General features: G+C 49.6%; 14 protein-coding genes and 3 pseudogenes. 1 reads left to right on the forward strand and 16 read right to left on the reverse strand.

What is annotated here, in order from left to right:
- Positions 1-200: 200 nt before the first annotated feature.
- From NXX38_RS24935 to NXX38_RS25000, 13 genes and pseudogenes are all read right to left on the reverse strand, one after another.
- Positions 201-1,757: a glucosaminidase domain-containing protein gene (locus NXX38_RS24935; RefSeq protein WP_005816260.1), complete on the reverse strand. Its 1,557-nt coding sequence runs from the start codon at positions 1,755-1,757 to the stop codon at positions 201-203.
- A 4-nt stretch (positions 1,758-1,761) separates the two neighbouring features.
- A pseudogene (locus NXX38_RS24945) lies at positions 1,762-4,219 on the reverse strand (zincin-like metallopeptidase domain-containing protein).
- Between the two features lie 82 nt (positions 4,220-4,301).
- Positions 4,302-6,102: pseudogene (locus NXX38_RS24950) on the reverse strand (hypothetical protein).
- A 9-nt stretch (positions 6,103-6,111) separates the two neighbouring features.
- Positions 6,112-6,384, reverse strand: a complete 273-nt coding sequence (locus NXX38_RS24955; RefSeq protein WP_007897422.1) for a hypothetical protein — start codon at positions 6,382-6,384, stop codon at positions 6,112-6,114.
- Positions 6,385-6,409: 25 nt separating this feature from the next.
- On the reverse strand, positions 6,410-7,237 hold the full coding sequence (locus NXX38_RS24960) for a M23 family metallopeptidase (RefSeq protein WP_008021370.1): 828 nt from the start codon (positions 7,235-7,237) through the stop codon (positions 6,410-6,412).
- A 15-nt stretch (positions 7,238-7,252) separates the two neighbouring features.
- Positions 7,253-7,916 (reverse strand): annotated as a pseudogene (locus NXX38_RS24965) (hypothetical protein).
- A gap of 93 nt (positions 7,917-8,009) precedes the next feature.
- The gene (locus NXX38_RS24970; RefSeq protein ID WP_005816248.1) at positions 8,010-8,693 is read right to left on the reverse strand and encodes a hypothetical protein; all 684 of its coding nucleotides are present in this window, start codon (positions 8,691-8,693) and stop codon (positions 8,010-8,012) included.
- Between the two features lie 17 nt (positions 8,694-8,710).
- A complete protein-coding gene (locus NXX38_RS24975; protein ID WP_005816246.1) occupies positions 8,711-9,412 on the reverse strand; it encodes a hypothetical protein in 702 nt (233 codons plus the stop codon).
- Positions 9,393-9,878, reverse strand: coding sequence for a PH domain-containing protein (locus tag NXX38_RS24980; RefSeq protein WP_005816244.1), 486 nt, complete (start codon positions 9,876-9,878; stop codon positions 9,393-9,395). The genes NXX38_RS24975 and NXX38_RS24980 overlap by 20 nt, the downstream gene beginning before the upstream one ends.
- The gene (locus NXX38_RS24985) at positions 9,875-11,017 is read right to left on the reverse strand and encodes a toprim domain-containing protein (RefSeq protein WP_005816242.1); all 1,143 of its coding nucleotides are present in this window, start codon (positions 11,015-11,017) and stop codon (positions 9,875-9,877) included. The genes NXX38_RS24980 and NXX38_RS24985 overlap by 4 nt, the downstream gene beginning before the upstream one ends.
- 30 nt (positions 11,018-11,047) lie before the next feature.
- Positions 11,048-12,643, reverse strand: a complete 1,596-nt coding sequence (locus NXX38_RS24990; RefSeq protein ID WP_005816239.1) for a hypothetical protein — start codon at positions 12,641-12,643, stop codon at positions 11,048-11,050.
- A gap of 37 nt (positions 12,644-12,680) precedes the next feature.
- Complete coding sequence (locus NXX38_RS24995) at positions 12,681-12,905, reverse strand: hypothetical protein (protein WP_005816237.1); 225 nt, start codon at positions 12,903-12,905, stop codon at positions 12,681-12,683.
- 23 nt (positions 12,906-12,928) lie between these two features.
- Positions 12,929-13,762, reverse strand: a complete 834-nt coding sequence (locus NXX38_RS25000) for a DUF4099 domain-containing protein (protein ID WP_258981543.1) — start codon at positions 13,760-13,762, stop codon at positions 12,929-12,931.
- Between the two features lie 149 nt (positions 13,763-13,911).
- Here NXX38_RS25000 and NXX38_RS25005 point away from each other — a divergent pair, with 149 nt between their 5' ends.
- On the forward strand, positions 13,912-14,541 hold the full coding sequence (locus NXX38_RS25005) for a M23 family metallopeptidase (RefSeq protein ID WP_007837448.1): 630 nt from the start codon (positions 13,912-13,914) through the stop codon (positions 14,539-14,541).
- 162 nt (positions 14,542-14,703) lie between these two features.
- On the opposite strand, the gene NXX38_RS25010 is transcribed toward NXX38_RS25005, so the two are convergent.
- From NXX38_RS25010 to NXX38_RS25020, 3 genes are read right to left on the reverse strand one after another with little or no spacing between them, the layout of a single operon-like run.
- On the reverse strand, positions 14,704-15,261 hold the full coding sequence (locus NXX38_RS25010) for a DUF4411 family protein (RefSeq protein WP_005816230.1): 558 nt from the start codon (positions 15,259-15,261) through the stop codon (positions 14,704-14,706).
- The gene (locus tag NXX38_RS25015; protein ID WP_234394096.1) at positions 15,252-15,923 is read right to left on the reverse strand and encodes an ImmA/IrrE family metallo-endopeptidase; all 672 of its coding nucleotides are present in this window, start codon (positions 15,921-15,923) and stop codon (positions 15,252-15,254) included. The genes NXX38_RS25010 and NXX38_RS25015 overlap by 10 nt, the downstream gene beginning before the upstream one ends.
- 2 nt (positions 15,924-15,925) lie before the next feature.
- On the reverse strand, positions 15,926-16,393 hold the full coding sequence (locus tag NXX38_RS25020) for a hypothetical protein (RefSeq protein WP_258899371.1): 468 nt from the start codon (positions 16,391-16,393) through the stop codon (positions 15,926-15,928).
- Between the last annotated feature and the right edge of the window lie 200 nt (positions 16,394-16,593).

Below are 16,593 nucleotides of genomic sequence, written 5' to 3' on the forward strand. Positions count from 1 at the left end.
GCAATGACAATAATCTCTTTTCAATCATCATATACTAGCGCACGTATCAGTTCATAGACTATCCACGCTGCTATGATAAGTTGGAAGCCGAGATAGATGATGGCCACGGTCTGACCGAAAAGCCATTGGGTAAGCATGGAAGTGTCCTGCCACAGCTACCATACCCACCAGCAATGTACACAGATGACTTGCTATCCTTTTCATTTCCTTTGCAGATTTTGTTGTTGACTCTCAGCCTCCATCCCTTGCTCGAAGTTCTGCGAAGCCTGCTGTGTCGCCACGATGCCTGTCACCATTCCCGCAATCTTCGTCCGTTTGCTTTCTTCCGACAGATTGGCATTGCCCAAAATGAGCGACAGGCGGTTCATCTCCGAGGAGGTCAGTTCACGGTCAATCTTCACCGTACCGCTCTCTGCATGAAGCACAGTCTTGCCGTTCTCACCCACAGTAATGGTGCATTGCCTCATGCCTGGAACAAGCGAGGTCAAATCTACGAGCCGGTTGGCTGCCATGGCAGAGATAAGTCCTTTTTGTCGTTCCTCATCATTGCTGTCAATCTGCGCTGCCAACATCATCAGCGACATGAAGGTGGTCATCGCCATGTCGAGTATAGGGTCATTCGTTCCCGAAATGCCCACGCCGCTGTCCTCCGAGGAAAGGATTTTCTTCATCCAGTCCTCCGACGAAACCTTCTGCTCCTGTGGCGCATTGCTCTTGTATTTTGCCAACAGGTCATTGCCGTTATGCAGGGCCTGTAGCTTGATGTTGCCTTTCTGTCCGATTTCTGCCAGATAAGCGGCTGGATCCATATCCCTTTTTGAGCCGTCAGCCGATACACTCTTCACTCCGAAATGCAGATGCTCGCCAGTGGTTCTGGTGCCGGTATTTCCCGACACCCCCAACTTCTGACTGGCATTAACCACGTCACCTACCTTTACTGCTATGTCAGACAGATGCAGGTAGGAGCATTGCACCTTGCTGCCATCCTCACGGCTGTATTCCACGGTGACGGATTTCCCTCCTGCCGTGTTCGCATTATGGTTCACCGCCACCACCTTGCCGCCGTTCTCCGTGGCCAACACCGCCTCATGGTTCGTCTTGATGTCAATGCCCTTGTGCATCTGCTGCTTGGTGGCATCCATCGGATCCTGGCGATTGCCGAAAGGCGAGGTGATGAAGAGAAACTCCTCTCGCTCCACAGGAAAGGAATACCCGGCAGACTGCGGTACATGGGCAGCAGGCATTTCTCTACGAGGATTATTCTCCACCCCGAACGACCGACCTTCTGCCCGCATCTCAGCCATCACCTCACTGTCATACTTGTCCAGTCCGTTGGCTTCAATGATGCGCTGCAGACTTGCAGCATAACCGCCGCCCGTGGCATAGCCGGCACGCTCAATGCCCTTCGTCCATCCCTTGTAGTCGTCAGGCGACAGCGTGAAGCACTGCGCATAACGCTTGTTCTGCTTCAGGAACTGCGAGTGATGCTCATAACTGTCACCCACGCTTTTGTACTTACAGAATTTCTCGTTGGGCCTATCATCCGTATAGACTCCATACTCTCCGCCATTCTTCAACCACGATGCCGTAGCCTTGATGCCAAAGTGGTTGTTGCATTCGCGCGACAGTTGGCTCTGTCCGTTGCTGCTCTCCAGTATGGCTTGCGCCAAGATGACGGAGGCAGGAATCCCATACATCCGCATCTGTTCTTTGGCTTCCTCCGCATATTGTGCGGCATACGCTGCGTTCTTTCCCATAAGCCTATCTCCTTAGACTGGTGTGTTGTTCTGTTTCTTGACTTTCCTGTGCCATCTGCTTTCCTGTCTCTTTTCCAGGTGACACCATCTCCGTAATTCCACGCTTCGATGATGTTGTCTGCTTCGGCATTTCCAACTGGTCACAGATGGCCACCCGTTCACCAGCACGAATGAGCTTCGGCAGATAGGTGTCGAGGGCATGATATGGGAATCCTGCCATTGCCAACGGCTTGCCTTCATCATCCTTGCGCCCATTGCTCTTTGTCAGCGTAATACCCAATATTTTGGATGCCTTCACCGCATCATCCTTGTAGGTCTCATAGAAGTCACCGCAGCGAAACAAAAGAATGGCATCAGGATGCTTCTTCTTCAAGTCAAGATATTGTTGGACAAGGGGAGAGACAGCAGCCTTGACAGCCTTTTCATCCTTCTTTTTCTTCTTTCTTTTCCTCTTGTTTCTTCTCTTCCCTTTGTTCAGAGCTTTTATCTTCCTTAAGTACCACTTCCTTCTGTTCATCATGCTTATCGACAATTGCCGTCTCCGCTTGCTTCACCTCCGTCGCTTCTTCCTGCTTCTCTTGTGTACTTTGCTCGACATTGTTGTCTTTCTGCAATACATCAGCAAACAGCGAGGCGGCAAGGTTCTGCTTGTAGGAATCCCTGTCAGGAGCCACCCACAATCGTTGCCATTGTGACGGACTGACACTTCTCGGCTGCAACTTCTTGCCGTCAATAGTGGCTGCACACAGGCATTCGCCCGATTTGGCACGGAATACTGCCACACGCTGGATGCGGTTCAAATCAACCTCCTGCTCATTACCTCCGAAGATGTCCACCTTCAGGTCGGGTTTCGCCTCTGCCATAGCATAATACTTCTGTGCCAGTTCCTCACGCACACGCTCGATGTTGTCCATCGACTGCTTCAAGGTGGTGAAGAAATGATTGAGGTCTCCTTTGTCGGGATAGACGGCAAAGCCCTCCTTACCTTCGGGCTTGATGTACAATGCCCACCGCTCCTTGTCATCCTTTACCAACTGCACATTGTCGAAACCGATGTCACGGCTGTGGGTTACGGCCTCAGAAGCATCCAACGAGGATAGGTCTTCGATAGACCAGTTGCGCAGTCTTGATACCGTGATTTTCTTGTCGGCGAAATAACTGTCGTCGGGACGGAAGCCCAAGGCTCCGTCGGGATTGTAGAAACGCACGTTGTCATAACCCTCTTTCTGCAAGGCATTGGTGAAGCGTTGCTTGTTCATGCCCTTGATCTCGTTGTTCACCTCCAACGATGCACCCTGTGGCAGCACCACATCGGCGGTCTTGCTGGCATCATCACGCACGATGACCACAGTACGCTGCTCCTCGTTGGGATGCTGCTTGATTTCGTCTGCTACGAAGTAGTGGTTGGGCAACTGCACCTGTATCTGCGCCGTCTCTCGCTGATGCTGGTCGGTGGCATACTCCACCTTTTCACCCAGTTCGGCTTTCTTCAACACCTTCAGCGCACCGTTCACCTCACTCTCGATGGCATCAATCAGACAAGGGTCTTCCTTCAGTTCCCTCGTCCAATAGTCCACCATGCTAAGGCTGTCCTTTGACAGACGGGCAGGCAGTCCCAGTTCGAGCATCTTCACGCCCGAAGCTATCTCAGTGATGAGTCGTTCCTTCTTCACGGCATCCTCCGACGGGGCTTTGCCGTTCTTCATGACCATGCCCTCACGTGCCAACCGCTGCTGATGACCGGTGGCAGACACCAACTGACGCATCATCTCCTGTACATAGTCATTGTAGTGCTCGAAGTCACGCTGCCGTGGCAGGTAGATGACATCCTTCTCGGTGTCGTAGTGCGCCACACCCGTGCCGTCCTGACGTACATTCACGAGGTTGTCCTTCATCTTCTGAAGGAATCCGTTGACGCACCCATGCAGCTGCTTGTCCTCCTTGTCGCCATAACCTCTATCCTCCACCGTGCCATCCTTCTTCAATGCCGTAGTGTAGGCTGTTTCGTTAGCCATAGGCAGTAGCGTCTGGTCGATATTGAACAGCACACGGATCTCACGGTTTTTCACTCCCTTGTACTGCTGTTTGTCCTGTTCCGACAGTTCTGCGTATGCCTCCTTGGTGATGACATCGTCGGGATTGTTGCGGTTGACGTACTTATTCCAATTGTAATACAGGAACGGCACACCTTTCTCATGCTCCCTCACGCTCTCACCCCGTGCCTTCGCTTCGGAGAACTGCGTAAACAGATTGCTCTTGCAACCCTTGGCATCGGAGTCAAGGGCAAGGACAAGGGCATTGAACGGACTGACCGAAAAGCCCTTGGGATAGAGCTTCGGATAGAGTTTGCCGCTTGCATTCAACCAATGTCCCTTGGCATCCACCGCACTCGTCAGTGCCTCAGTGAGCAGCGACACCTGCTTCTCCGCCGTCCGCTTCTCAAATTCTGATTTCTCTTTCATGCTTTTATCTTTTTGTTTATCTCAATCACATTCTATAATTGGCTTACCAAGCCACCGTTCCCGACAATTTTGTTGTCGGGCTTCACTGTATTCCCCTCGGTCGCACCACGCTCTCCCGTGCCTGCTCTTCGTACTGCATTGCTGCCATCTGTCGCATCTGGTCGTTCTTGGCAAGTATGGCGTTAGCCAATGTATTCAGCGGCAATGCCCCCGACTGATGCGCCCCAATCACACTGTCAGGCAGTTGAATGGTACAAGGCACATGGTCAATGTTGGCAACGAGACACCGCCCTTGCAGCATCGGGTTGCTGATACGAGGATTGAGTGGTTCATCAGGATATTGGCGGTACTGAATGCGAGATGCAGCAGGACTAACTGTAGGTGCAATGCCTTCCTGCTGTTTCCTGCCCAGCACCTCATGTCCCGCTTTGTTGAGCAGATTGGCACCTCCCATACCCATCAACAGCATCTTCAGTATAGGATTCTTCACGAACATTCCAGCCACGATAGAGGCCAAAGGAAGGAGGCTATTGTCCATATTCAGCGATTTTGTCTTGCCAGTGAACAGTCCCACCAGTACATCGGGCAGCATCGCCAACACATAACCAAGGTTCTTGCCGATGTCTGAAAAGCCGTTCAGTCCAAAACTCTGCAACAGCCCGTCCCATCCATTTTCGTTTGTTTGTAAGGCTGTTTCCTCCTGCTGGACTACAGATGGTGTTGCCTCTTCAGTCGATGAATCAGGAGTTTCTTTCGGTTCTGCCTTCTTCTCCTTCTCAGCCTCTGCATCCAGTCTCGCCTTAACCTCCAGATACTCGTCTTCCTGTCCAGGCGCAACTATCAAGGGCACATCCTTGTACTTGCCTGTACGTTTGGTTGCTTCGTTTCTCTGAGGGTCAAGGAACGTACCTTTGTTCCAAGGAAAAGAGGTCTGCTCGGTTTGTTTCGTCCAATCCATAAAAGTGATATTGCTCGTGGGAATCTTGTTCTTGAAATGGCTGTTGGTAGCCTTGATATAGCTGTTCTCGTGGTTCTTGATGACTTTTGCCTGTTTGCGGAATGAGGCGAAGACGTTGGTGCCCGTACCGAAAACTCCCTTGCTGATACACTCCTCGACACAGACCTCTTGGCTGCTACCTTTCTTGCTTAGGTGCTCCATGCCGACATTCATCACCATATCGATACCGACAAACTTGGCGAAGGTTGCCCATGAGCCAATCCCTCCCATGGCCACGACATCGGCACCCGCTCCGGCTGCCCATCCCGCTGCCTTCTCTGTTCGAGAGGGCTTATAGGCTGCCTCTCCTTTGGCTTCTATCTCTGCGGCAAGGGGTGACTTGTTCAGTTCGTAGGGCAGACCGAACAGACTGCTTTGTGCCGCCTTGCGGATGATATAGTCGGCAGAAGATGTTGGCATACGGTCTTTCACCATTTTTTCTATCATCAGCTGCTCCATGCGGTGATCGATATAGGCGTATGCCAAATCACAACCGAGTTGTTTAGAGAGTGCATCGTACCGCTCTCGTCCTATCTCCGTCACCACCGCCTTGCGCCATTCCTCAGCCATCACGGCAAGGTCACGCTGCATATCCTTGTTGCCGACAATAGCCTCCTTGCACATCGCCAGATAGTCTTCGGTGGTCTTGCTGTTCCACTTGCCTGTAATCTTCAGCGTGGCGTATGGGTCATCACCAGGCATATTGGCAGTGGCCAATGAGCGTAGGATGCCAGCCGTACTGTTGGAGTAGGCTCGCATCTCGTCTGCCTGTCTGTTGGACAAGTCCCGTTGCACCCTGCCCATCACGGGGGGCAAGGTGACACCCGAAGTAGTCGCCCATCAGACGCTCTATCTCTGCGAATCGCTGACTGTTCTTAACTGCCATATACCTTGTTTATATATTATACTGCTGTAATATCTGTTCCTTTGTCTGCTCGATGGCATTGTGATATATCTCCATCTGCTTAGGATAGTGTTCCTCCAACCATGCGTCCTTGTCCACTTGGCAGTGGATGAACTGCACGGCCATACGTTCCTCAATCTCCACGGAGGGTTCCCCCTCTTCCTTACCATTGAACCATGCCTTTGTCCACCATCTCACGCCAGCCCGGTCGGGATAGACGCTCACTATCCTCGGAATGTCGAAGCTCTGGATATCCACGTCCAAGTCGGCAAGAGGGTCGATGATGCCGTCATGCGTCAGGGCTTGCTCTTGGAGTTTTTTTTAACACCTCGTCCATCGTGGAGAGATATACCTGATGTCGCATGGCAAGATAGTTGAGAAAGTCGGCAATGAGCAGGTTCTGCACCTTAGTCGCCAAAGGCATACAGCGGTTGCCGATGCCCAAGGGATTAGCCATGCTCGGCATGGTCTCGTAGAAATAATGCTTGCTCGCTCCCAACGAGAAGATGTTTCTCAACGACTGCTCCGTATGTTCGGGCAGAGAGTATGCTCCTTGTTGAAGGTCCTCGAAGTAGGAGGGAAGGAAGCGGAGCATCAATGCCTCTATCTCCTGACGGTCGGTGTCGTAGGGTGAAGGGATGTTCATGTCCAGTTCATTGATGCCCATTTGGGAATTGTGCTCCAATGCCTTGATATTGCCGTAGAGCATGGTGAGGAACTCCAACGGATTGATTTCCTCTCCGTCAAACCTCACCTCCATGTGCAGCAGGTCGCCACTGATGGCGATGGTCTGACCGGCCTTGACGCTTTGGGAGAAGTTGGCGAAGACATTGGAGAGATGCCTGTAAGTCACTTCGTATTTGCCGTAGCGGATGGTCTGGTAGATGCCATGCTCCGCGTCCGACCCAATGGCAGAGACGGTTCCCGTTGCCACCGCCGACAGCAGGTAATGGTTCACTGAGAAGTCTATGCCGTGATGGAAGAATGTTTCTCCCGTCACGGGATTTTTCTGCTCTCCGTAACCCAAGGACATCTGCACGTCCTGCTTTATAGGCTCCTCAAACGGCATACAGTAGCCGCTCGATGAGCGCAGTATCATTTCTTCTGTATATCTCATATCACTGTATATTGGTTATCGTTTCATCCCTCTGCTTTGGGTCTCTGCTTCTTTCATGTTCTGCCCATGTGAAGACGTACCGCCTCTGTTAGGCAGAGTTTGCGCCACCTTAGAATTGTTCCCGATGATCATCGCTCCAAGCAGGGCACCCGCAATCTTGCTCATCCAACCAAAGCGTCCGAATACCATGGAAGGCGGCAGCCACCAGTCCGACGATGCTCATACCCGACACGTTGCCCTTGCCGATATTGCCAAAGAGATTGCCTATCATGTCGCATCCTACGCCTCCGAACATATTCCTAAAGAAATCACTGATGCCGCTGAACTGGGTGTCCATCTTTCCGGCTACAGTGTTCACCGCATCAACGGCTTCACCAGCCTTGCCCGTCAGACGTTGCACATCGTTGGCGGTTTGTGCCACCGCTTCCGTGGCATTCTCGCCGATGACAGCATCACCTACGATGCGTGCCACGCTCTTGTCTGTGGTCAGCTTCTCCCATGTCACATAGCCTGCGGCACTACCCACTGCGGCCGTCTGCATAGCCTTGCCGGCTCCCATAAGGGTGCGTTGCGGGTGGAGTGCCGCACTGCCTAAGGTCTTTCCAGTTACTCCGATGACATGGCCAGTACCTCGTGCCGCCTTGCCACCATATTTCAATAATGAACTCCAAAATCCCATATCTTATCGTTTTTTAATCACGGTTTGACTTCGTCTTCTTCTGTCACGACTCGGCATAGCTCGAACAAGTTCGGCTCTGCTCTCGCTGCTCCATCAGTTTACGTTCTTGCCCACCTGCTTCCACCGCCTCTTGGCAGCCGCTGCTATCTCGGCTTTGTTCGCTTTGGTGGGTCTTGCCCCTTCGTCTATCTCCATCCAAACATCGCCCATGGTGGTGTATTTCACCGCCCTCGTCAGTCGCTTCAACTGCTTGTTCATCTTCTTCAGTTTGGGTCGGATGCCGAAGACTATCTCCACACGCTCCTTCTCGGTCATCTTGTTGCCCGACAGGCATACCGTGCGTATGTCATTAACTATCTCGATGCTGTTCATAATCAGCTCGCGGTATATCTTGTTGCGCTTGGCTGACAGGGCTACGGCAAGTCCGTTGGCAGGATGGGCATCCAACTGCGCCACCAATCCACCCATATTGTCCACCAACTGACCTATCTCGTGATAGAAACCATATATCTGTGCGGCATAGCTGACGATGGAACGGAAGGAGTCCAGATAGTTGTTGAACTCCCGCTGCAGGTCGGTAGTGGCTTCCACTTCCTCCTTGGTCCAGATATGGCCGGTGGATTGTAGCAGCATCACTTTCTCCTGATTCTTCAGTTCTTTCTCCGCCTTGTTGGTGTACATCAGAATCATCCCCGCAAGAGTCGGGTCGTTCTGCGCCCGCACTCCTGCAAAAGATGATATAAACATAAAAATGGCAATTGATATGAAATACTTCATGACTGATTCCTTTATCGTTAATCACTGATGGTCATACGTCCTGCTCTGCGCCATCTGCTAAGGGCTTGGGTGGCTATCTCTCCATTGCTTCGGTCTATCATCCCTGCCGTCACGCCGTTCCACACATCGGTCATGGTGTAATATCGTATAGACAGATAAAGACGATGCAGCTTCTTGCTGAAGGCACTCAGCTTGTCGTTCAGTGCCCACAGCGTCTTGCTCCTTTCCGCACCAGTCAGCATGTTCTCTTTGCCTCCTTTGGCGACTGCATCTTTCAGCAGTGTGAAGACGGACACCAATTCCGTGGCGGTCTCCATATACAGGTTGTTCATCGAGAGGGTGGCAACGATGCCTTGCGGATTATTGTTGATGGCCTTGCGCATCTTACACAAGGTGATGAATATCTTCACTCCATCGTCGTACAGATAGGTACAGGCTTTGAGGGAAGAGGCATAACCACTGGCGGTTTTCAGATAACTGTTGTACTTCTTCTCCCATTCGTGTATCTTGGTGAACTCTGCGGCGATGGTATTCTGCAACAGGGCAGTCTTGGTCTGACCTTTGATTTCCTTCTCTATCTCACCGTTGATGGCTTCGTTGCCCTCTGCTAATGCCATCCATTCCAAAGGGTTGGCAGTCACAATCTGTGCATGGGCTGACGGCACGCTCAGTACCAATGCCACGACAATGAACCAAATCTTATCTATTCGTAATCTCATATACGCCCTTTCTTCGTTTGTTCGTTTCTACTCTTGTTCGTATCACACTCACCACGTCATAGCTGTTGCTGATGCCGGTCATTTCCAGTTTCGGTGTCGTTCTATCCATCGACAACACGGTCACGCTTTTCAGTCCGCATAACTGTTGTATCAATGTCTGATGCTCGGCAAAGTCCACCACTCGGTACAACTCCATGTAGTTCACGCTCCGCTGAAACACTCCGTGCTCACAGATGAGTTGCTCGCTCCCGATATGGTAGCGGATACTCCTCAGATAGATGAATCGGTAGAGTAAACAGAGGGAGAACAGGAGGCTGAAGACAAGCAACAGGGTACTATATGCACAACCGGGCAATCCTCCGATTAGGAGCATTGCCACGCACAACAGCAACAGAGGCAGTTCGTTGATGAAAAACTGTCCGATGCTGGGGCACAAGGTGATGATGCTATTATCTTCTTGTCTCATACGCTTCTATGATATGTGTTCTTTTCTTCTTTTTCCCTTTGTTTCTCTGCCTTGCCGGCTGCGATAAACTCGGCATAGTCGAAGGTATCTGGTTCGCCCTTGGCAATCAGTTCTGCTGATTTCTTGTTGAGCAGCGCATCGTTCCAGTCCTTGTAGCAACCCAATGGATGATAGGCTTGCACATGCTCGTGACGGAAGCCCATCTCTGCTGCCACCTTCCTGAAGTTTGCAACAAACTGCCGCCCTGCATCGTCCTTGTCAAAACCCAAATAGTGCCGTGCGTTGGGAGTAACGGACAGAAGTCCTCGCATCTGTCCCTCGGTGGGTGTGCCGCCCGTAGATACATACACCATCTTTACAGGATTTATCTGATACTCTGCCATGGCATCGTAGGCACTCTCAAACCATACAATTTCGCTTGCTTTATCCAACGGCTCGCCCGTGAGGTTGGCAATCCACAGTCCTTCACTGCTGTTGCTTCCTTCTGCCTTGCCCTTGTAACCGCCGCTACCGTCCATCTTCGGTCGTCCTCGTTCCTCAAAGCCCACAGTCTTGTCGGGTGTCTTGGGCAGTACAAGCGGAAAGGCAAGGTTGGCAAAGGTAAGTCCATCCGTCCGATGCTTAGTAGCCAGACAGAAATGCCGATGAAAAGCATACTGCGTATAGAGGTCGATGCCTCGGAACTTAAAATAGGGATAAAACCTTTTCTGCGTTTCCCTGTCCTGCGGATTGAACTTGTGGATGTCGTAGTCATTCAGGTTGAATGGCTTTCCGTCCTTTCTTGGTTCTGTAATCTTCGATGGTCTGTCCTCTATGGGTTGGTTGAGCAGTCGGTTGCAGACGAGGTTGACGAGTCGGTCAGGAGACATTCCCACCTTGTTCTCTGAAAACATTTCTGGATGCTCCTTGATGAACGAAATGACATTATACACCTTCTGCTGCGGTGGTTGGAAGCAACATTTCCCATTCTGCGTGACAATGAACTTATCACCACGCACCCGTCTGCCCTCACTGTCAGTACGCACATACGACGGATAACGCAAGCCATCTCTCTTGTTCAGATGATACCCTGCGTCCACCAGTACTTCCTGTATGCTCAACCTGTCCAGAAAGTCATCGTATGTCAGTTCACTACTCATTATAAATTATAAATTGTAAATTATACATTGTTAATATCCTCTCCTTATCTCCGTGGCAACATGATTTGCTTCTGCCTCAAAGTACCTTGCCGCAATCTCCTGTGGCGAATCCACTCCCGGTTTGAAGTAAGGACGTGGACCGCCATGATGCTCTGCATAGAACTCCGGGGCTGGATGGTGATGATGGTGGCTTATGTCATGCGCCACCTCTGCTGTAACGACTGCTCCTGCCGTCAGAGCCGCCAATATCTTCGTGCCCAGTCCGGCGTTGGTTTCGGGGCGTGTCTTCATATCCACTTCACTGAAAACCTTGGAGAAGAGTTTCATGCGATGGTAGTCATCCACCGCCAAGAACTTGTCGTAGTCCTTCTGCTTGATTTCGTGCGTGATGGCTTCTCCATTGATAATGGCGGTCATGCGATACTTATCTTCGCCTTTCTTATCTCCCTCCATCGGAGGCACTTTCTCCACCATGATGTCACCGACTTTCACTTCACGCCCATGCGCTCCCTCACGATACCAACCCTTGTTCTCATTAATCAAGGCAAGGTCTTCACCTCTCACCATGGCATCGCCTTGCAACACGTCACGTCTGACAGTCTCGTCCTCTTCCAACGGAAGCAACCGTTCCTCGTCTTGTTGCTGACGCTGCTGCAACTCCTGTTCAAGTTCGGGATGCAGATGCAGGTCGATGCGCTCCTTGCTATTCAGTGTGTCCATCAGGATTTTGTCAGCAAAGTCGTCCTTGATGATGCCATTCAGCAGTTCCAAGCGTTGAACGACGGGCACTTCCTTGATGGAGTTGGAGGTGAGTTTCTTCAGTTCCTCATCTGTCAGGTCATACACCATGTCGGCATTGACGCTGTTCGACTGAATGGTCAGCGTCTTCGCATTCTCATCAATGATGATGCCATGCGATGCCAGACACTCCTGCCACTTCTCATTGGTGAAATAGACAGGCGAGGTAATCAGTTCCTTATAAGGCTTGGCTGGCTCCGTGCTTCTCGTGCGGCTGATGGAAGGCATTATGATTCCCTCCAAATCTTTCAGCACATCCTGTTGCTGAGGGCTATAACTCTGTTGCTGTCCCTTATAATAGAACCCATAACCGCCGCTCTGCAATTCGCCAGGCTTCATTCTGCCGTCCCAACGTTCAGGCACAATCGGGGCTTCGGGGAAGAACAATCGTCCTCCAACTCTGCGAAGATGGAATCCCTCCTGACTGCGTGGTGTCCAACCTAAAAAGGGTGGTGGCATATCGATGCGCCCCATCCGTCCATACTCGCCGATACCAACACGATAGCCGTGCAGCCCCATAGCTACACGACCGTTGGCATTGCGTGCATGAACGAAGTTCTTGGGCATATAGAAGTCGTTGCCCACAATGCCCGTAAAGGTATTGTAGGCTAACTTGTTGGCATGATTCGTACCCCAGTCGGTCAGAGCCAACATCTGCTTCTCGGTGATGTTATAGGTAAGCAGCGGACTGTCATGCCCTTGCACCACAAGCTGATAGCCGCTGCCATTACTCACCACATGAGCCTGCATACCATTGCGCATGAGCAAGTCACGCATCTCTGGTTGCAGGTCCATCTGTTGGGGATTCGTATTCTTTCTTATCGCCATACTTATTCTTCACTCTTCATTCTTCACTCTTCATTTATCATGCTTCACCGTTCTCTATTGCCTTCTCCAGTTCCTCATCTTTGTGATGGACAAACTGCTCCGCACTCTCTTCACAAATGCAGAGTCCGTTGTTCAGACAATAGCTCTCATATTCTTCCTGCCATTCAGCAGAATGATGGTTGACATACTCCAACCAACCGTACTCGCCGCTCTGTATCTTCTCGACGAGCACATCCTCTGGATAATATTTATTTGATGCCATATACTTATTATATTATGTGTAGATTATTTGTGCATGGAAAAAGAGGCGCGGTTGCGCTCTCCATTCTTCTTCTGCTCATTCCAAAGTTCTTCCGTGTATTCCTCTTCAGGCACATAGTCAAGATTACCGTCATCGCCCATTACCCAACAGCCATAGCACCCGAAGGTGTATTTGTCCCACTCTCGCTTGGTGTTCTCCTTCCACTTCTGACTGTCGCCTTGATTAATCCTTATGCCGGTCTTATCGTTCAGGTCAATACCCACCGTCACCTGTTCGTCCTCCATGATGAGCGTGAGCGGCTCACCCTTCTGCATCACGGTCAGTTCTGCCGAACTCAGTTTCAGTTCATCCTTCAGCACCTCCAAGTTGCGCCCGATGACAGGCGTAGGTACCGACATCACCTGATTGGTCTCCGTGTCAATCTGCACGAAAGCCTTGCTGCTCCTGCCATCAGCATCCTTAACATCGGCAAGGATAGCCTTTCCAGCCAGCAAGTCCTCCTGCTGTTCCTGAGTAAAAGCCTCCAATGGTGATTTCTCCAACTGCGGATAGAAGACCACATCCACCTTGCCGTCCTCCATACGGACCAACGCAAATCGGGTGCGGCTCTTCAATGTCTCGCCCTCATCATTATTCACCTGAATGGGCAGCAACGGTGAACGTCGTCCCTGACCAATATCTTCCAACGCCCACATGGGCAGGTCTTCAATCTTCTCTTGTGTGAGACCAAAACGAGCCAGTGTCTGATAAGGCACCTCGCTCTCTTCAAATCGTACTTGCTTCCATACTTTAACTTTGAATTTGAAATTAAACTCATGCAAAGTTATATACCTATTCAGAGACAAGCAGAATTGCATAAGATAATGCGTGTTATTTTTGACGATTATTATTATTTGAGTTTGATTTCTGCTCAAAAATCAAACTCGATTGCTATATTATGTTACAATCTTCTTGTCTTCCCTTTGTTCTTTATGCCAGTCAAAGAATTGCTTGTTACTTTTGCACCATGAAACGATTTCTACTCATCACAATAGCAGCAATATTCTGTTCATCAGCAACAGTATGCGCTCAGTTCAATACCGTCACACAGACTAAGGTACACCGCAAGGCTGTGCCAAAAACGACGCAGTCCGCAACATCCGAACAACTGCCTCCGTGCTCGCCGCATCAGCGGCGAGACTCTCTTGCCTTTGCCCCATTACAAACCCAAACGGAGCAGACCGACCGCCACACGGCACTTGTCAGTCCACTCCGTCATATCTCTGTCACCAGCCCTTTCGGCTACCGCAGAGACCCATTTACAAAAAGAAAAGCCCTACACAACGGGCTTGATTTGAAGGCAAATTACGAACCCACATACGCCATGATGCACGGCGAGGTCATCAAGGTAGGCAAGGACAAACGTTCAGGCCTCTATGTCACCCTCCGTCACGGCGACTTCACCGTCAGCTATTGCCACCTCTCCCAAACTCTCGTCACCAAAGGCACCCACGTCCGTCCCGGCATCATCATCGCGCTGACAGGCAACAGTGGTCGCAGTACTGGTCCCCACCTGCACCTCACACTCAAAGACACAAAAAAAGGACGAGCCATCGACCCGTCCATTCTTCTCAATCTTATCAAGCATCCACTCTAATAGAACGCCTTGTCTTTTGTCGTTCACATCACCCCTTCCGCATTGCAATAATGTCTTAAATATCTAATCCTCAACAATTTCTATTCTTGAAAAACAAGTGTTTTATTCACGAATATAATATGATTTCGTGAAAGATGTCATAAGATGATACTAATATCTATGCTATTTGTCAATAAAGAACCCGTTTCTATGCAGATATTCTGAAACGGTTAGTGTTCCAATCCCTATCTGCTCACACAACAAAGGAAGTTTCTTGAACAACTTACCGTCATTCTGCTGCCTTGTTTCCTCCGTCATTACTTGCATCTCTTCCAGATGGATAGCGTCCGAGTGTCGTACATTCAGTGCATAAATGATAATCTTAGCATCACCTGTTTTAAGGTATTCTTCCTTTTGCTCTATGTATTCTTCTTCAGTCAGTTCCTGCTTCTTCAGTCTTACACAGAAATTGTTGTCTATCATGTTGCTGAATCTCTCTGGGGCACATGGAAATAGATCCTTTGTCGGAATGACCAATTTCTTGTCTTTGAGGAAAGGCATCTTTTCAACTGCAATTCCTTTGGAGGTGCGTTTTGATTCATCCAGAATCACATCAAGTAGCATCAAATCCTTGCGGGAGAACGCCTCTTCCAGGAATGAGTACAACTGTCCGTCCTTATCCAAGGGAAGATAATTCTTGGCAATCATCACCAATGAGCATGTATCAACAACTATCGCCATAACTCCCTCTCAAAATTTGCTGGTTTGACATTGAGTCTCGAACAGAAAGTGGTCTCGTTGACCACTCCATTGAAATAGGCATATTGCATGGTTTTCAAGAATAGCGGAGAAATGATGGGCTTTGGTGTTCGCCCGCCTCTCTTCTCAGAGTTTTTCAACTTTTCCTGTTCCTCTCTTCTTCTGTATTCCTCTGCCAATTCACTCTTGACATTGCTGTAGCTCGAATAGCTGATTTTCCTGTCGATATACATCCTTGTATATAAGGCAAGACGGCTAATGTGCGTCCGTGCACTGATAGCCTTGAAGAGGTCAATGCAGTAGTCGTTACGGGAATCTACACATGCTATGTTAGCAAGTGTTTCTGCTTCTTGTCCCATAATGAACTGATATGCAAAATCATTGCACCATCTTTCGACATCACTGTATGAAGTCTGTGCCGAGATGTCCATCATGTCCACCGACTCCACTTCTTCAATCCCCAATAGACAATGCCCCAATTCATGCGCCAGAGTGAATATTTCTCGCTTGTAATGCTTATGATGCTTAAGCACTATCACATTGGGCTTAAGGTAAAAACCGTCAATGTTGGTTTTCTCTTTCTTGTTCCATGTCTCTATGTATTCAAAGACAAAAATGCCATGATCGGCGATTTTTTCTATCATCTTCACAAGAAACTGCCTATGATTGACAGTTTCCCCGGGATAAAAAAATCTCTTGCACGTACGGCTACTGTCTTAGGGTCATCTTGTAGGGTGTAGTGTTCTATGTCAAACTTCACATCCAGTTGCGACAGTTTGTTGTATGCATCCAAAGCGTTTTTCAGACTCTCGAATCGGTTTACAGTACGGATCGACTCCAAGTTCAGCTCTGTTCCGAATGAGGTCTTGCGGAAGAAGATACTGCTGCTTGCATTGGTTGACAACTTAGAATAGTCTTGAAAGAAACTGACTTCTTTGTCGAATATCTCACCTATACGCTTCAACACCCCCAAATCAATAGAATCTCCACTGATGTCTGCGGCTCCTGTTATCCGTTTCCTGCCTTTGTTCAGAAGAGACAACAAGTCATCCACCGACATCTTGTATAATGCCAGCAGGTATTCTAAACGTTTCTTGTTAATCTCTACTTTCATATCAGCCTCGATTGAACTATTGTTGTTTTGATGCAAATGCTTAGGCACAATTTTGCGTTGCAAAATTACACATTTTCACTTAAATGGGCGAATTTTCATGCTGAATATCACTGGAATTTATGTTTATTTTGCTAAATCGCTACATTTCGCCACCAAAAAGACACAAAAATAGGACGAATCATCGACCCGTCCTTTTGTTT

The organism is Bacteroides sp. BFG-637 (assembly GCF_024793605.1).
GTDB lineage: Bacteria > Bacteroidota > Bacteroidia > Bacteroidales > Bacteroidaceae > Bacteroides > Bacteroides vicugnae.